Raw genomic sequence first — 14258 nt, forward strand, 5'->3', positions numbered from 1 at the left:
GTCAAATATGGAGCAGCTTTTTTAATTCCTTGGCATATGTCCGGCTGACCGGTATTTTCGATCCGTCTTTCATGATCAGGTTATAGGTGGAATTAAACCAAGGCTGTATCTCTTTGATGTACTCAGTATTAACGACAAAGCTTCGATGGACGCGGAGAAAATCAGGTTCCGGAAGCTTTTTTTCAATGACAACGAGCGTATCATTGACTGAATAAGAAGCATCAAAGGTTTTTACATTGACATGGCCATCTTCGGTTCCCGCAAAGATTATATCCTTCGTATCCACAATCACAATCGATTCACCGACAGATAAGGCTAATTTATGCTGGCTGGCATGGCCGGTCTGTTCTGGTTCAGCAATCTCCCGCTTTACCTTTTTATACTTTTTCATTGTTTGCCGAACCCTTTCTTCATCGAAAGGTTTGGTTAAGTAATCGAGAGCGTCCACTTCAAAAGCTTTAAGTGCATACTGGTCATAGGCCGTCGCGAACACAACCGCCGGAGGATGCTTCATATTCTTCAATCGTTTTGCGATATCAAAGCCATTCTCACCGGATAAATCAACGTCTAAAAACAGCAAATCAGGCTTTTGATCCATCATTTGGTCAAACGCTGATTCAATATTTTCTGCTTCATTGATTTCTAATTCCTCATTTGTCCTTTTGAGTAAATAGGCCAGTTCATCTCTTGCCAGAATCTCATCATCAACTATTAACACCCTGAGCATGTTCTTCTCCCTCTTTCATTTGTTGCATAGGCACTTGAAAGGAAACCTCTGTCCCTTTATGTACCTCACTCTTGATATGTAATGCAGCCTGCTGGCCGAATAAACCAATCAGCCGCTGATTCAGATTATAAAGCGCAGTCCCTGTTCCTTCCTTAGAAGGCAGCGGTTTATTCCCCAGTTCCGGCAAGACGTCCGGCGGAATTCCACGACCATTATCCGTGACCTTCATATAGACGGATGACTCATCAGATAAGACACAAACCGTTACCTTGCACATGTCTTGTTTTTTGGGAAACGCATGCCGCAATGCGTTTTCAACAAGCACCTGTAAGACAAACGGAGGAATCTCAATTGGCTCCAGTCTGCTGTCAATATCAAGCTCAATCTCATATTTCCCGGGAAAACGCGCCTGTTCTAATGACAGATAGGCTTGAAGATGATTCAGCTCCTTTGAAAGCGGGATCAGCAGCTGTCTTGCTCCTTGGAGATTAGAACGAAAGTACACACTAAGCTGCAGCAAAAGCTTACGGGTTTTTTCAACATCTGTCCGGCATAAAGCAGAAATCGTATTGATGGCATTAAATAAAAAATGCGGGTTAACCTGTGCTTGAAGCGCTTTGATTTCCGCATCCTTCAGAAGCTTGCTTTGCAGCTCAGCCTCACCGAGCTCAAGCTGTGTCGAAAACAGCATGGCAAGCCCCTCGGCAAGCTCCTCCTCTACCTGACTGAGACCGGCCGGGCTTTTAAAATACATTTTTAATGTTCCGATTGTGTTCCCGTTTGATGTCAAAGGCAGTACAATCGCCGCGTGCAAAGGGCATTCCGGATGGGTGCATTCAATCTCTTCCTGTGAAGTAGCCTTCATGATGCGCCCTGTTTTAATTACCTTTTTAGACAGACCTGTGATCAAGCTTTTAGATGGGATATGATGGTCCATTCCCGCTCCGACATGCGCAAGTATTTTCTCATTATCCGTCAGAGATACCGCATCTGTTCCAGTCATCTTATGAATGATGGACGCTACACTTTTACAAGAGCTTTCATTTAACCCTTGACGGAAAAAAGGAAGCGTCTGATCGGCAATGGTCAGCACCCTGTGCGTTTCAAGCGCTCTTGCCTGTTCTTCCTTGCGAATAATGGCTTGAATAATCGACAGGAAAATAAAGCTGCCTGTTCCGTTAATGAGGATCATCGGGATCCCGATCATGCTGACAAGCTCCCAAGCGTCAGTGAACGGCTTTGCCATCAGCAAAATAATGACCATTTGCAAGGACTCCATACCGATTCCGACGAGAGCTGCGATACGCGGTGTCGGCATTCGATAACGCTTCGTAAAATACCGGCCGATCCATCCCGCTAGAATTCCGGCTAAAACAGATGAGACCGCACAGCTTAAAGCCGTGCTGCCGCCGAGCGAAAACCGATGAAGGCCTGCTAATAACCCGATTCCCGCTCCAACAAACGGCCCGCCCAAAAGCCCTCCTATTTCAACGCCTAAAATACGGGTATTCGCAATAGAGCCAGACGGATCTATTGTAAACACCCAATCATTGTTCACAATCATATGTTTTTGAATTTCGATGCCGGTGTAATTGCTGATGATGCTGAAAAGAGAAAAAATAGAAATCAGTGCAGCCTTTCCTTTGTAGCCCTCCGGATTTTGAAGAGCCTGTCTGAAAAGTTTAGTGTGAGCCAGAATAAATCCCAATATAACAATAATTCCTACCCTTTCCAGCATCATAATCATTAATTGAATCATTTATGTCACCTGTTCTTTCCCATTTCATTTTATCATTTTTCGGCAAATCGTTTCATGGCTGACTGTTTTTTTAAAATCGTCTGAAAACATATTTCACAAGGCTTTTATCTATTGTAGAATAAACATGAGCATTTTGGCAGAAAGAATTGAATCTGAAGCAAAGGAGAAGATCATGAAAGCCGTATTTTTCGATTTAGATGATACACTACTTTGGGATGAGAAAAGCGTCAGAACAACATTTGCAGAAACATGTTTACAGGCCGAGAAAAAATATGGTCTTGACCCGCAGGAATTTGAAGAAGCAGTTCGGGAAGCGGCGAGAGAATTGTACATGTCTTACGAGACATATCCTTATACGGTGATGATCGGCATTAACCCATTTGAAGGGCTCTGGTCGAATTTCTCTGAGCCGATCAGTGAAGGGTTTCAGAAGCTGAATAAGATTGTGCCGGAGTACAGACGAAACGCATGGACAAACGGCCTGAAAGCGCTGGGTGTCGACGATCCGGCATATGGTGAATATTTGGGAGAGTTTTTTGCAGCGGAGCGCCGAAAACGCCCGTTTGTATACGATGAAACATTCGATGTACTTGATCAATTAAAAGGAAAATATGAGTTGCTGCTTTTGACGAACGGCGATCCGAGTCTGCAAAAAGAGAAGCTCGCCGGCGTGCCTGACCTCGCCCCTTATTTCAATGAAATTGTCATCTCAGGCGCTTTTGGCAAAGGGAAACCCGACGCTTCTATTTTCGAGCATTGCCTTCAGCTGATGAATATCCAAAAGGAGGATGCCGTCATGGTCGGCGATAACCTGAATACAGATATTTTAGGCGCTTCCAGAGCCGGTATCAAAACCGTATGGATCAATCGGACGGATAAGAAAAATGAAACAGAAGTGACGCCTGATTACATCATCAGCAGCCTTCATGATTTGTTTCCTATTTTAGAACATAAATAAAAAAGCATGATCTCTTTCATGAGATCATGCTTTTTTATCATTTCTTCGCTTCAGCTACAGCCTTTTTCACAAAATCATCAAGTGAAATGGTTTCAGACTTCTGCTCTCCGTATTTACGGACGTTTACCGCTCCGTTTTCTGCTTCTTGGTCACCGACCACAAGCATGTACGGAATTTTTTGCATTTGCGCTTCGCGGATTTTGTAGCCGATTTTTTCATCACGGCTGTCGACTTCTACACGCAGGCCTTCACGCTGCAGGCGCTCTTGTACTTGCTTCGCATAATCCAAATGCACAGCCGGAGAAACCGGGATGACCTGGAACTGAACCGGTGCAAGCCATGTTGGAAGTGCCCCTTTATGCTCTTCGATAAGGAATGCAACAAAGCGTTCCATTGTTGATACCACACCTCTGTGAATAACAACCGGTCGATGCTGCTTGCCGTCTTCTCCGATATATGTCAAATCGAAGCGTTCAGGCAGCAAGAAGTCCAACTGAACAGTAGACAATGTTTCTTCCTTGCCGATCGCTGTTTTCACCTGAACATCAAGTTTAGGGCCGTAGAATGCAGCTTCGCCTTCTGCTTCGTAATAGTCATGGCCAATTTCGTCCATTGCCGCTTTCAGCATAGATTGCGCTTTGTTCCACATTTCATCGTCATCAAAATATTTCTCTGTGTCTTCCGGATCACGATAAGACAGACGGAAAGTGTAATCGTGCAAGCCGAAATCTTCATATACGTCCTGAATCAAACGAACAGTTCGGATAAACTCATCCTTAATCTGATCCGGGCGGACAAAGATGTGAGCATCATTCAGTGTCATGCCGCGCACCCGCTGAAGACCTGACAGTGCCCCTGACATTTCGTAGCGGTGCATTGTGCCAAGTTCAGCGATACGAATCGGAAGCTCACGGTAGCTGTGAATATCGTTTTTATAAATCATCATATGGTGCGGGCAGTTCATCGGACGGAGCACAAGAGTTTCATTGTCCATTTCCATCGGAGGGAACATGCCTTCTTGATAATGATCCCAGTGTCCTGATGTTTCATACAGCTCTTTGCTTCCAAGCACTGGGGTATAAACGTGTTCATAGCCGAGGCTGATTTCTTTATCGACAATATAGCGCTCGATCGTGCGGCGGATTGTCGCGCCTTTTGGCAGCCAAAGCGGCAGGCCTTGTCCGACTTTTTGAGAATTCGCAAACAGCTTTAATTCTTTGCCAAGCTTTCTGTGGTCTCGCTCTTTTGCTTCTTCAAGCATGCGAAGATGCTCGTCAAGATCAGCTTTTTTGAAGAAAGCTGTTCCGTATACACGCTGAAGCATTTGATTATTGCTGTCACCGCGCCAATATGCACCTGCAAGGCTTAACAGCTTAAATTCTTTGATTTTTCCTGTTGACGGAACGTGTACGCCGCGGCACAGGTCAAAGAATTCGCCCTGCTCATAAATCGATACGGTTTCTCCCTCAGGAATCGCATCCAGCAGTTCAAGCTTCAGATCATCGCCGATTTCCGCAAAGCGGGCTTTCGCTTCTTCACGGCTGACTTCTTTTCGAACGATCGGAAGGTTCGCATTGACGATTTTTTTCATTTCTTTCTCGATTTTCGGCAGATCCTCCGGTGTAATCGCTTCTTCCATTTCTACATCATAGTAAAAACCGTTTTCGATAACAGGACCCACACCGAATTTCACATCTTTGTAAATGCGTTTAATCGCTTGCGCCAGTAAGTGAGCCGTACTGTGGCGCATAATCTCAAGACCCTCTTCTGATCCTTCAGTAATGATTTCCACAGTGCCGTCTTCGTTGATCGGCGTTTTCAAATCGATTTCTTTTCCGTTCAGTTTTCCGGCTAATGATTTCTTTTTTAATCCCGGACTGATGGATGCCGCGATATCTTCTGTTGTTGTTCCTTTCGCAAACTCCTTGACTGCTCCATCAGGAAATGTGATTTTTACCATATCTGACATCTTTGTCACTCCTTTTTTTGCATATAAAAACCCCGCCCCCTATGAAAGGGACGAGGTTGAATAAACGGAATCGTGGTTCCACCCTTTTTTCCGCAAGCCCATACACCGGCACCTGCGGCTCTAAACTCTGTAACGGGAGTTCCCGTCAGCCATTACTGTTCCTGCTAAAGGTGTTCACAGCTGAAGTTCAAAGGCGGTAAAGTGAATGGTCCTTAGCTGGGAAGCTTGCAGCCGTGACTTCCCTCTCTTCAAGCCGGTATCATTCCTTCATGTCCTTATCAGTACGTGTGTCAATCTTAATCTCCTATGTATTATAAATTGTTCGTTCTAAAAAATCAACACGATTGTATTTCCTTTTTTTAAGCGGCAGCCTTATGTTTACAGGCTGCCGGCACTTATCCCTCCGAGTGCTTGACCGGTGTTTCAGCGTTTGAAAACGCCTGAAGCGGGAGCATTTGCACACGTTCTTGAAATACGTTTTGAATCGTCCTTACCATCATATGCTCAGGCTGGTCTGTATAGAGAACCACCTCATCAGGTGCGATGGAGATCAGCGGCGCAAGCAAATGGGAGTCAATGTACATGGGGTGATCCCGGACAAATCGCCTGTCTATGTATTTCATTTTTTCCCGTTCCGGCACATAGCGCATCTCCCACAGTGTAAACGAACCGTCATGGACAATGTGCACCTTTTTGATTCGCGGAGGCTTAGCCATTACGTAGTCTCTGAGTGTCTGAATAAAGTTTTGGTACTCCTGCTCCATCTTATATTCGTCTATTGCCGCTTCCACAGTTTCTCTAAGCTGTTCGTAGTACTTTCCGAGGCGAAAGATTTGAAAGGAACGAATTGAAAATACTTCGTCCTCTAAACAAATCGTTCGGAGCTCATCTAAAATATACTGCTTGCGCGGCGGCTTCATCGGTTCAAATGGAAGAACATCAGCTTCCCCCTCTATAATACTGTGTGCGAGCTGAAGGATTTGCTGCTGCTCATCCTGGTCCGTGAAACAATACGTCTCTTCAATCAAAGACAGCATATGCTCGTCTTCTTTGCATTCTAAAAAAAACTTGACCAGAATCGGCTCCATATAACGCTGAATAGAGAAAGCCGGCTCAGCTTTTTCAATCTCGATTTTTCGTATACTTTCACGGACAATGATGTTTTCCCGATCGTCCGAATGCTGAATGAGATGTAAAAAAGCGGCTGTATCTTGGTCATCTTCAAAGATTATTTCAAGCATGTTTGTCCCCCCTTACGGCATCTGTTACAAGTATATGGGGGATGTTTTTAAAATAGACGTAAAGGTCACAGGCAAATCTTAATTTGATTCTTGAAACAAGTTTTGCATTTTCTTTCTGAAGATAAGTGGCAGCGCCATAAAAATGATATAAAATCCGAGGACGAGAAAGAAGGCGGGCAAATTGCCCGTGAAAAAGCTTGCTCCCAGCACGTTCAGCGCAACGGTCCCAGGGATGATCCCCGCAGCCGTCGCCGCAAAATAGGGCAGCGCCTTGACATTAGAAAGCCCTGCCGCATAGCTGACGAAGTCAAAATTAATCGGAAGGATCCGCAGAAGAAAGATATAGAAAAAACCGTTTTCCTCCATCTGTTTCTGGATGTTTTCCAGCCTTTCATGATGGCTGTTAGTTTTTGCAGCAAACAGGCCCGCTGCAAAAAATGAGACAGCCGAAGCGCACATCGACCCGAATAGTGTGTAAAGCGTGCCGAGAATCGGGCCAAAGGCGAGACCGCCCGCAATAGAAATAACTGATACCGGAAATAATACAAGCGGCCTGACGATCGATATCCCGATAAAGATAAGCGGCGCAAAGATGCCAAACGATAAAACCCATATTCGGATTTCCTTCGGAGATAGATTTAAATACCTTTTATTGGCCCAAAAAATCAAGCCTGCTCCCGCAAGCACTGCCAGCCATTTAACAGCCGTTTTAAGTTTCATACCCTCTCAGTTCCTTCCCCTTTGAACCGCAGCGGTTATTAATGGCGGCGGTTTTCTCCGTCAAGACGGATCGGAGCAGCCAGATATAAAATCCGCTCCATTAATCTAGCCGCTTTTACTTCTTCCTTTTCTCCCCTTTGCGAATACGTAAAATGATGTTTCAGCTCATCAGGCGAGAAATTAGAAGAGAAGAAAGTCGGCAGTTGCTGAGACATTCTGTGCTGAAGCACTGTCCCGATGACTTCATCCCTGACCCAGCTCGTCATCGATTCCGCTCCGATGTCGTCGAGCATCAGTACAGGCGTTGTTTTTACCATGTTCAGCTTTTCTTCCAATGAATGATCTTGAAGCGAGTTTTTCAGCTCTCTGACAAATTCGGGCACATAGACGATCATGGAGGAATACTCTTTTTCCGCCAGCTCATTGGCAATAGCGGCGAGCATAAAGGTTTTCCCTACGCCGAACTTGCCGTACAAATACAATCCTTTCCCTTTTCCCGTCTCATTATAGCTTTTCAGAAAATCCGTGACATGCTGGAACATTGCAAGTCTGCTCGGGTCATTAATATCGACCTGCTGGAACGTCGCTCCGAGAAGATCCTGCTGAATATACATGCTTTTCATGAGAGACTTCTGTTTTTTCTGCTGATCGAGCTTTCGTTTGACTGGACATTCGTAATACTCGATATCAATAGAGCGGCCGGTCATCACAAGCTTCGGATGGTAGCCCTCCAACAGATTATTGCTGTTTTCGTCTTCTGAACAATAAGAGCAGTGCTTGCTCTGTCCAATATATTCATAAAGCTTATTTAAGCTTCTTTCAATCATTTTTTGATCGATGACGTCTTCATTTTCCTTCAAAAATGCCTGAACGCCTTGATCCTTCATCACTTTTTCCTTCATTTGTTCAAGACGCTTTTGGAAATCCGGTCTGCCGGTTACGCCCTGCAGGGAACGGCTGATTGGTTCCATGTATTACTTCACCCCGCATCTCTGCTCTTAATAGGCAGAGTATTTTTTCAGTTTTTTCATTTCTTCCATCATCTTTTTCTTCTGTTCTTCCAAGTCCTGTTCATGTAGCATCTGCTGTCCGGTTTCAGAATCGGACGCCGATTTCTTTTCTTTCATCCAGTCAGGAAGTTTTTCTTCGCGAATCACTTTTTGATTTCGTTTAGAAGCTTGGCTCGTTTTACCTTCAGCCCATTCAAGATACTGGCGGTTTTCTTCTATGGCAAGCTTCATCGCTTCTCTGACCGTTTTGACTTTTTTGCGCGCCCAATGGGAGGCAATTTTTTGTATATAGTTTTTCGACAGCTTCATGTCGGTTTTCAGCATGACATAATAAATTAACACATTTGTGACGCCTGGCTCCAGCTTCTGTTCAAACATAATCTCTTCTATAATTTTCAAATCTGCTTTTGACGGTTCGGTTCCGTCCGCGATATCCTGAAGAAGCTTTTTCGGTGAGATGACCTCGAGCAATGAGATCAGCTCACTATCCAGCGAATCCTCTTCTGCAGGTTTTGCGCCTTCACGCAGATGTACCGGCTGTGTTTTCTCCACTAAGTCCGGCAGCTGTCCGTTCCTCTCGATTTGGTACCAGTCGCTTGCCGCTTTTCTTAAAGCTTCGGTGGTAATCACTTCATGCTCATCGATCGCGCTCATGACGACGTTTTGCATCTGCAAAGGATCAATGCCGTACAAATAAGAAAGCTTTTTAATCGTTTCCCGCACCTGCTGTGTCATTGCTTTTCTCGGAATCATCGTCTCCGAAAGCCCCGCTAAAAACAAATCAAAATCGAACACATCCTCTGTAACGGTATAGGACGGAGCCTGTCCGACAGTTGTATACTCTCTTCCCGTCGCCAGTCTCACCGTTTCCTCCATGTCGGATGTAAGCTTCCATTCACTCGGCTGCAGCGATTCAAACGCATGGTTAAACGGCCTTGTAATTTCTTTGGCATCTTCTGAAATCGCCGGATGCGTAAAAAATTGTTTTAACTGCTGATATTTTGTTTTTCCGACTCTGTTATATAAAAAAACGTTCAGCATGCCGTCTTCGAAAAATTCATTCGGCCGCAGCGGCGGCAGCAGTTCATATATAAAGAGGCGCTCCTGCCGCTCGGATTCTTTCATATATACTTTCAGCAATCCGATGCCCTCTAGCTTTCCCTGTTCCTGATGGATCGTTTTCAAATTGGACTGAGTCATTCCCATCAGCTGTCTATGTGTGGATTCTCCGCCCCACAGTCGGTTTTGTTCAAGTTCTCCCCACAATGTCATATAAAGAGAGAATGCAACAGGGCCGATTAAGGGCTGGTACAGTTGTGTAATAATTTGTCTGTCAATATCCTGCAGCATTGATTTGCTTTTTACCACATAAGGGTCTACAGGCAGTACATCTTTCCAATAGTCAGCCATACATTCTCAAACCTTCCGATTATGTTTCTACCCTCATTTTACACCGTTTCGAATATCTATCAAATGCCAATTTTGCACATGAGAAAAGAGCTAGAAGAATCCTTTTAGCTCTTTAACGCTCTTTCTTTATTAAATCTTTTAATTCATCGATAAAGACATTAATATCTTTAAACTGCCGATAGACGGACGCGAACCGCACGTATGCGACTTCATCAACCTTAGCCAGGCGGTCCATGACCATCTCTCCGACGAACTCGCTTTTCACTTCGGAACAGCCTTGGTTGCGCAGTTCTTTTTCAATGTCAAAACACATATCTTCCAGCGTCTTGAGTGAAACAGGCCTTTTTTCACATGCTTTAATAAGGCCGCGCAGCATTTTTTCCCTGCTGAATTCCTCTCGCACACCTTCTTTTTTTACAACGATGAGCGGGGTTTCCTCCACTTTTTCAAAGGTAGTAAAGCGGTAATGGCAGGCTTCACATTCACGTCTTCTGCGAATGGATTTTCCGTCATCCACAGGCCGTGAATCGAGGACTCGTGTTCCGTTATGCTGGCATGAAGGACATTTCAATAAAATCAGCTCCCAACTATTTCGTTCCCTGCAATGTATATTCGGCAGCCTCCGGCTATAAAAGTGATGTGACAGGCATCTGTCGGGAGAGCCGTTGTTTAGGCTGTATCTAACAGCATCAGGCGGTTTATGACATATCTCTTTCTTATTTTACAAAAAAAACGGAAAAAGAAAAAGCTGGCCGCCCCTGTTTGTTCATAAAAATAAAAGGAGCATAAGCTAAAAAGCGCGTAACGGCTTTCTAGCTCCAGCTCCCTTTGTGTTCGTGTTTACTTTATAGTACTTTCGCTTGCGCCTGTTTAATCTGCACAGGCCCCATTCCTCTTGGTATTTCAATGTTTTCTCTTGTATCAGCATGTAATGCCTCTGCAATGTAGTCAGCAGCGACATTAGGATCTAAGTCTCCACAAGTATAAACATCAATGCTTGCATATCCGTGCTCAGGAAAACTGTGAATCGTTAAATGTGATTCAGAAATGATAACGACTCCGCTTACGCCTTGCGGTGCAAATTTGTGAAATGCAACCTCGCGCACCTCAGCTCCTGATTTTAAAGCAGCATTTACAAACGTTTTTTCAATAAAATCCATGTCATTCAGCTTATCAAAATCGCATCCCCATAGCTCGGAGATAACGTGACGCCCCATTGTTTCCATAGTCATGGACCCCCCTTAACAAGAATTAAAAAGTGAAGTTCCAACAACTGGGTCGGCTATTTACCACGGGGGAAAGTTAGTCCGGAGAGGTCCTAACCCTTTAAGTAATCCCGAAACAGTCTCAAGCAAGAAGTTCACGAAAAATAGTATACTGTGTTTAAGTCTAATTTGCAAGAAGCGTTTTTTCAGAAATTTGCTGTTAAGGGTTTTTTCTTAAATTGTGTCCATGACCTTATTCTATACAACAGATGGATGTTTCATTCGTGCCGCCACATGGCGGATGAGATCAACTACTCTGCATGAGTAGCCCCATTCATTGTCATACCATGCGAGAACCTTTACTTTCCTGTCTTCCATCACCATTGTCGTAAGCCCGTCAATAACCGCCGAATGCGGATTCGTATTATAATCTGTCGACACGAGCGGTTCATCCGAATAATCAAGCACTCCGTACATTGACGTTTTGGCAGCCTGCCTGAATGCTTCGTTTACCTTTTCTGCCGTTACATCCGTTTTCAAGTCGACAACAAGATCAACTAATGAGACGTTCGGAACAGGCACACGCAAAGCGAGACCGTGAAGCTTTCCTTTCAGGTGAGGCAGAACAAGCGAAAGCGCCTTTGCCGCGCCTGTTGTCGTCGGTATGATGGATTCACCGCATGCCCGGGCGCGGCGCAAATCTTTGTGCGGATTATCAATATTTTTTTGATCGTTCGTATAAGCGTGTACTGTCGTCATTAGACCGCTCTCAATGCCAAATTCATCATCAAGCACTTTCACAACCGGTGCAAGGCAATTTGTCGTGCATGACGCGTTTGAAATAATCACGTGGCGTTCAGCATCAAATTGGTCTTCATTAACACCCATCACAATGGTAACGTCTTCATTTTTCCCCGGAGCTGTCAGAATGACTTTTTTCGCGCCCGCGTCAATATGTCCCATGGCTTTTTCTTTTGAATTAAACTTCCCTGTTGCTTCAACGACAATGTCAATATCATATTCCCGCCAAGGCAGCTGTTTCGGATCACGGCTGTTTAACAAGAGTACTTTTTTTCCATTCACAATCAGACTGTCTTCTCCAGCCTCAACTTCTTTTTCGTACCGTCCGTGATTTGTGTCATACTTTATTAAATGAGCCAGCGTTTCAGCCGAATAGCTGGCGTTAATAGCCACTACTTGAATTTGATCGTCTAACATTGCTTTTCTAAAGACCATTCTTCCGATTCTTCCAAACCCGTTTATCGCTACTTTTACCTTCATGTTGGTCACCCCTCATCAATTATGTCACTCTAATTTGTTGTCATCTAAAATTAGTATAACACATTAAAAAGAATTCGCCAGTACATATTGATAAAAATCAACGATTATAACGCTAATTTATGATGTATCGTACGTTTTCTTGCACAAAATATGAGGATGAAGAATGAAAAAAGCAGCCAGCGCTGCGCACTGCCTGCTTTATTTTCTTATGATTCCTGTTTCAATTTATCATTGAGCACACTTTCTTCTAATACAGAGAAAGTATCGCCGTATACCTTGTTTATATGATTCGCTCCCCAAGCACAGAGCATATCTAATATGCCTTCTAAGCTGCGGCCATATTCGCTCAGTTCGTATTCCACTTTAGGAGGAACCTGATTGTACACGATCCGGTTAATGACACCGTCTGCTTCCAGCTCACGCAGCTGCTGGGTCAGCATTTTTTGAGTAATATTCGGCATTAAACGTTTTAACTCATTTGTTCGTTTTTTTCCGTGCGTCAGGTGGCATAAAATCACGCATTTCCATTTCCCGCCGATTACTTCAAGAGTCGCTTCAACTGAAATGTTATATTTTTTCCTCTCCATGCGGTTCACTCTCCTTACAGGCACCAAAAAGTGACTATAGCACTTAAAAGTACGTACTTTTCTTTTTTGATGATATCTTTCATACTCACATTTGCCGGCTGATTTGAATCTGCTCTTTATATTTATATAGCTTGCTCGGCAGAATTTCAATCATACAACACATAACAGCAAAGGAGGAACATGAATGACTTCAGCCAATAAAAGCAGCATTCCTGCACTTCTGGCTCTCGCCATTAGTGCATTCGCGATAGGGACAACCGAATTTATCAGCGTCGGCCTTTTGCCGTTAATTTCTGACGATTTACACATTCCTGTAACAACAGCAGGATTGACCGTCTCCCTATACGCACTTGGCGTTACGTTCGGCGCGCCTATTTTAACTTCATTGACCTCAAGCATGTCACGAAAGACGCTATTGCTGTGGATCATGATCATATTTATCGCCGGAAATACGATGGCCGCGTCAGCCTCCAGCATCGGAGTTCTATTAGCAGCACGTGTGATATCCGCTTTTTCACACGGTGTGTTTATGTCGATCGGCTCGACAATCGCAGCCGATCTTGTCCCTGAAAATAAAAGGGCGAGTGCGATTTCCATTATGTTTACAGGACTTACCGTCGCAACCGTTACCGGCGTTCCTTTCGGCACGTTTATCGGCCAGCAGCTCGGCTGGCGGTTCGCCTTTATGGTTATTATTGCCGTCGGCATTATCGCTGTCATTGCAAATGGCATTCTTGTCCCTTCCAATTTACGAAAAGGGACGAAAACAACGATGCGGGATCAATTCAAGCTTGTGATAAATGGCCGTTTACTGCTTTTATTTGTCATAACAGCATTAGGATACGGAGGGACATTTGTTGTGTTCACTTATCTGTCTCCCCTGCTTCAGGAAGTGACAGGCTTTAAGGCCGGCACGGTAGCCATTATCCTGCTCGTATACGGAATTGCCATTGCCATCGGCAATATGATTGGCGGAAAGCTGTCCAATCGAAATCCGATCGGCGCGCTGTTTTATATGTTTATTATTCAGGCGATCGTCCTGTTTACGTTAACATTTACGGCTCCTTATAAAATTGCTGGCCTCATTACGATTCTCTTTATGGGCTTATTGGCCTTTATGAATGTGCCCGGCCTTCAAGTATATGTCGTCATACTGGCTGAACGTTTTGTACCAAGCGCAGTAGACGTAGCATCCGCGATTAATATTGCAGCATTTAACGCAGGAATTGCCCTAGGATCATTTTTGGGAGGCGTGATTACCGATTCCATCGGACTGATTCATACCGCATGGATTGGAGCTTTAATGGTAGCAGGAGCCGTTATCTTAACAGGCTGGAGCCGCCTTCTGGAAAAACAGGATCGGCAGGCAGCCTAACATTTCAATAAGGAGG

13 protein-coding genes are annotated in these 14258 nt (G+C 44.4%); 2 read left to right on the forward strand and 11 right to left on the reverse strand.

Features of this window, described 5'->3' with window-relative positions; genetic code table 11:
* Window position 1: 1 nt before the first annotated feature.
* Both NSU16_RS14140 and lytS read right to left on the reverse strand, forming a co-directional pair.
* The gene (locus NSU16_RS14140; RefSeq protein WP_229146524.1) at window positions 2-727 is read right to left on the reverse strand and encodes a LytTR family DNA-binding domain-containing protein; all 726 of its coding nucleotides are present in this window, start codon (window positions 725-727) and stop codon (window positions 2-4) included.
* Window positions 705-2486: a two-component system sensor histidine kinase LytS gene (lytS, locus tag NSU16_RS14145; RefSeq protein WP_268445487.1), complete on the reverse strand. Its 1782-nt coding sequence runs from the start codon at window positions 2484-2486 to the stop codon at window positions 705-707. Before lytS ends, NSU16_RS14140 begins: the two co-directional genes overlap by 23 nt.
* Window positions 2487-2658: 172 nt before the next feature.
* Here lytS and NSU16_RS14150 point away from each other — a divergent pair, with 172 nt between their 5' ends.
* Window positions 2659-3444 carry an HAD family hydrolase gene (locus NSU16_RS14150; RefSeq protein ID WP_339177619.1) on the forward strand — a complete coding sequence of 262 codons (786 nt, stop codon included), beginning with the start codon at window positions 2659-2661 and terminating at the stop codon, window positions 3442-3444.
* 37 nt (window positions 3445-3481) lie between these two features.
* On the opposite strand, the gene thrS is transcribed toward NSU16_RS14150, so the two are convergent.
* From thrS to NSU16_RS14195, 9 genes are all read right to left on the reverse strand, one after another.
* Window positions 3482-5413 carry a threonine--tRNA ligase gene (thrS, locus tag NSU16_RS14155; protein WP_010335257.1) on the reverse strand — a complete coding sequence of 644 codons (1932 nt, stop codon included), beginning with the start codon at window positions 5411-5413 and terminating at the stop codon, window positions 3482-3484.
* Window positions 5414-5808: 395 nt separating this feature from the next.
* Complete coding sequence (gene ytxC, locus NSU16_RS14160) at window positions 5809-6654, reverse strand: putative sporulation protein YtxC (protein ID WP_286058193.1); 846 nt, start codon at window positions 6652-6654, stop codon at window positions 5809-5811.
* A gap of 78 nt (window positions 6655-6732) precedes the next feature.
* Entirely contained in the window at window positions 6733-7374 is a 642-nt protein-coding gene (locus NSU16_RS14165) for a TVP38/TMEM64 family protein (RefSeq protein ID WP_010335259.1), read from the reverse strand.
* 38 nt (window positions 7375-7412) lie between these two features.
* The gene (gene dnaI, locus NSU16_RS14170) at window positions 7413-8345 is read right to left on the reverse strand and encodes a primosomal protein DnaI (protein WP_339191262.1); all 933 of its coding nucleotides are present in this window, start codon (window positions 8343-8345) and stop codon (window positions 7413-7415) included.
* 27 nt (window positions 8346-8372) lie between these two features.
* Window positions 8373-9794 carry a replication initiation membrane attachment protein DnaB gene (dnaB, locus tag NSU16_RS14175; protein ID WP_339191264.1) on the reverse strand — a complete coding sequence of 474 codons (1422 nt, stop codon included), beginning with the start codon at window positions 9792-9794 and terminating at the stop codon, window positions 8373-8375.
* Window positions 9795-9906: 112 nt separating this feature from the next.
* Window positions 9907-10365, reverse strand: coding sequence for a transcriptional regulator NrdR (nrdR, locus tag NSU16_RS14180; RefSeq protein ID WP_010335260.1), 459 nt, complete (start codon window positions 10363-10365; stop codon window positions 9907-9909).
* A gap of 274 nt (window positions 10366-10639) precedes the next feature.
* On the reverse strand, window positions 10640-11020 hold the full coding sequence (gene speD / locus NSU16_RS14185; RefSeq protein ID WP_003223584.1) for an adenosylmethionine decarboxylase: 381 nt from the start codon (window positions 11018-11020) through the stop codon (window positions 10640-10642).
* 237 nt (window positions 11021-11257) lie between these two features.
* On the reverse strand, window positions 11258-12280 hold the full coding sequence (locus NSU16_RS14190) for a glyceraldehyde-3-phosphate dehydrogenase (protein WP_010335261.1): 1023 nt from the start codon (window positions 12278-12280) through the stop codon (window positions 11258-11260).
* 206 nt (window positions 12281-12486) lie between these two features.
* Window positions 12487-12867: a winged helix-turn-helix transcriptional regulator gene (locus tag NSU16_RS14195; protein ID WP_268448310.1), complete on the reverse strand. Its 381-nt coding sequence runs from the start codon at window positions 12865-12867 to the stop codon at window positions 12487-12489.
* 184 nt (window positions 12868-13051) lie between these two features.
* Here NSU16_RS14195 and NSU16_RS14200 point away from each other — a divergent pair, with 184 nt between their 5' ends.
* Entirely contained in the window at window positions 13052-14242 is a 1191-nt protein-coding gene (locus NSU16_RS14200; protein ID WP_339191267.1) for an MFS transporter, read from the forward strand.
* The last annotated feature ends 16 nt before the right edge of the window (window positions 14243-14258 follow it).

It is taken from the genome of Bacillus sp. FSL K6-1003 (assembly GCF_037964945.1).
GTDB lineage: Bacteria > Bacillota > Bacilli > Bacillales > Bacillaceae > Bacillus > Bacillus mojavensis.

What these genes read in the sequence shown, in the direction of transcription:
- dnaB (WP_339191264.1), bottom strand. Translation starts at nt 9,794, where the DNA reads ATGGCTGACTATTGGAAAGATGTACTGCCTGTAGACCCTTATGTGGTA.
- NSU16_RS14195 (WP_268448310.1), bottom strand. Translation starts at nt 12,867, where the DNA reads ATGGAGAGGAAAAAATATAACATTTCAGTTGAAGCGACTCTTGAAGTA.
- NSU16_RS14150 (WP_339177619.1), top strand. Translation starts at nt 2,659, where the DNA reads ATGAAAGCCGTATTTTTCGATTTAGATGATACACTACTTTGGGATGAG.
- NSU16_RS14140 (WP_229146524.1), bottom strand. Translation starts at nt 727, where the DNA reads ATGCTCAGGGTGTTAATAGTTGATGATGAGATTCTGGCAAGAGATGAA.
- NSU16_RS14190 (WP_010335261.1), bottom strand. Translation starts at nt 12,280, where the DNA reads ATGAAGGTAAAAGTAGCGATAAACGGGTTTGGAAGAATCGGAAGAATG.
- thrS (WP_010335257.1), bottom strand. Translation starts at nt 5,413, where the DNA reads ATGTCAGATATGGTAAAAATCACATTTCCTGATGGAGCAGTCAAGGAG.
- lytS (WP_268445487.1), bottom strand. Translation starts at nt 2,486, where the DNA reads ATGATTCAATTAATGATTATGATGCTGGAAAGGGTAGGAATTATTGTT.
- speD (WP_003223584.1), bottom strand. Translation starts at nt 11,020, where the DNA reads ATGGAAACAATGGGGCGTCACGTTATCTCCGAGCTATGGGGATGCGAT.
- NSU16_RS14165 (WP_010335259.1), bottom strand. Translation starts at nt 7,374, where the DNA reads ATGAAACTTAAAACGGCTGTTAAATGGCTGGCAGTGCTTGCGGGAGCA.
- ytxC (WP_286058193.1), bottom strand. Translation starts at nt 6,654, where the DNA reads ATGCTTGAAATAATCTTTGAAGATGACCAAGATACAGCCGCTTTTTTA.
- dnaI (WP_339191262.1), bottom strand. Translation starts at nt 8,345, where the DNA reads ATGGAACCAATCAGCCGTTCCCTGCAGGGCGTAACCGGCAGACCGGAT.
- NSU16_RS14200 (WP_339191267.1), top strand. Translation starts at nt 13,052, where the DNA reads ATGACTTCAGCCAATAAAAGCAGCATTCCTGCACTTCTGGCTCTCGCC.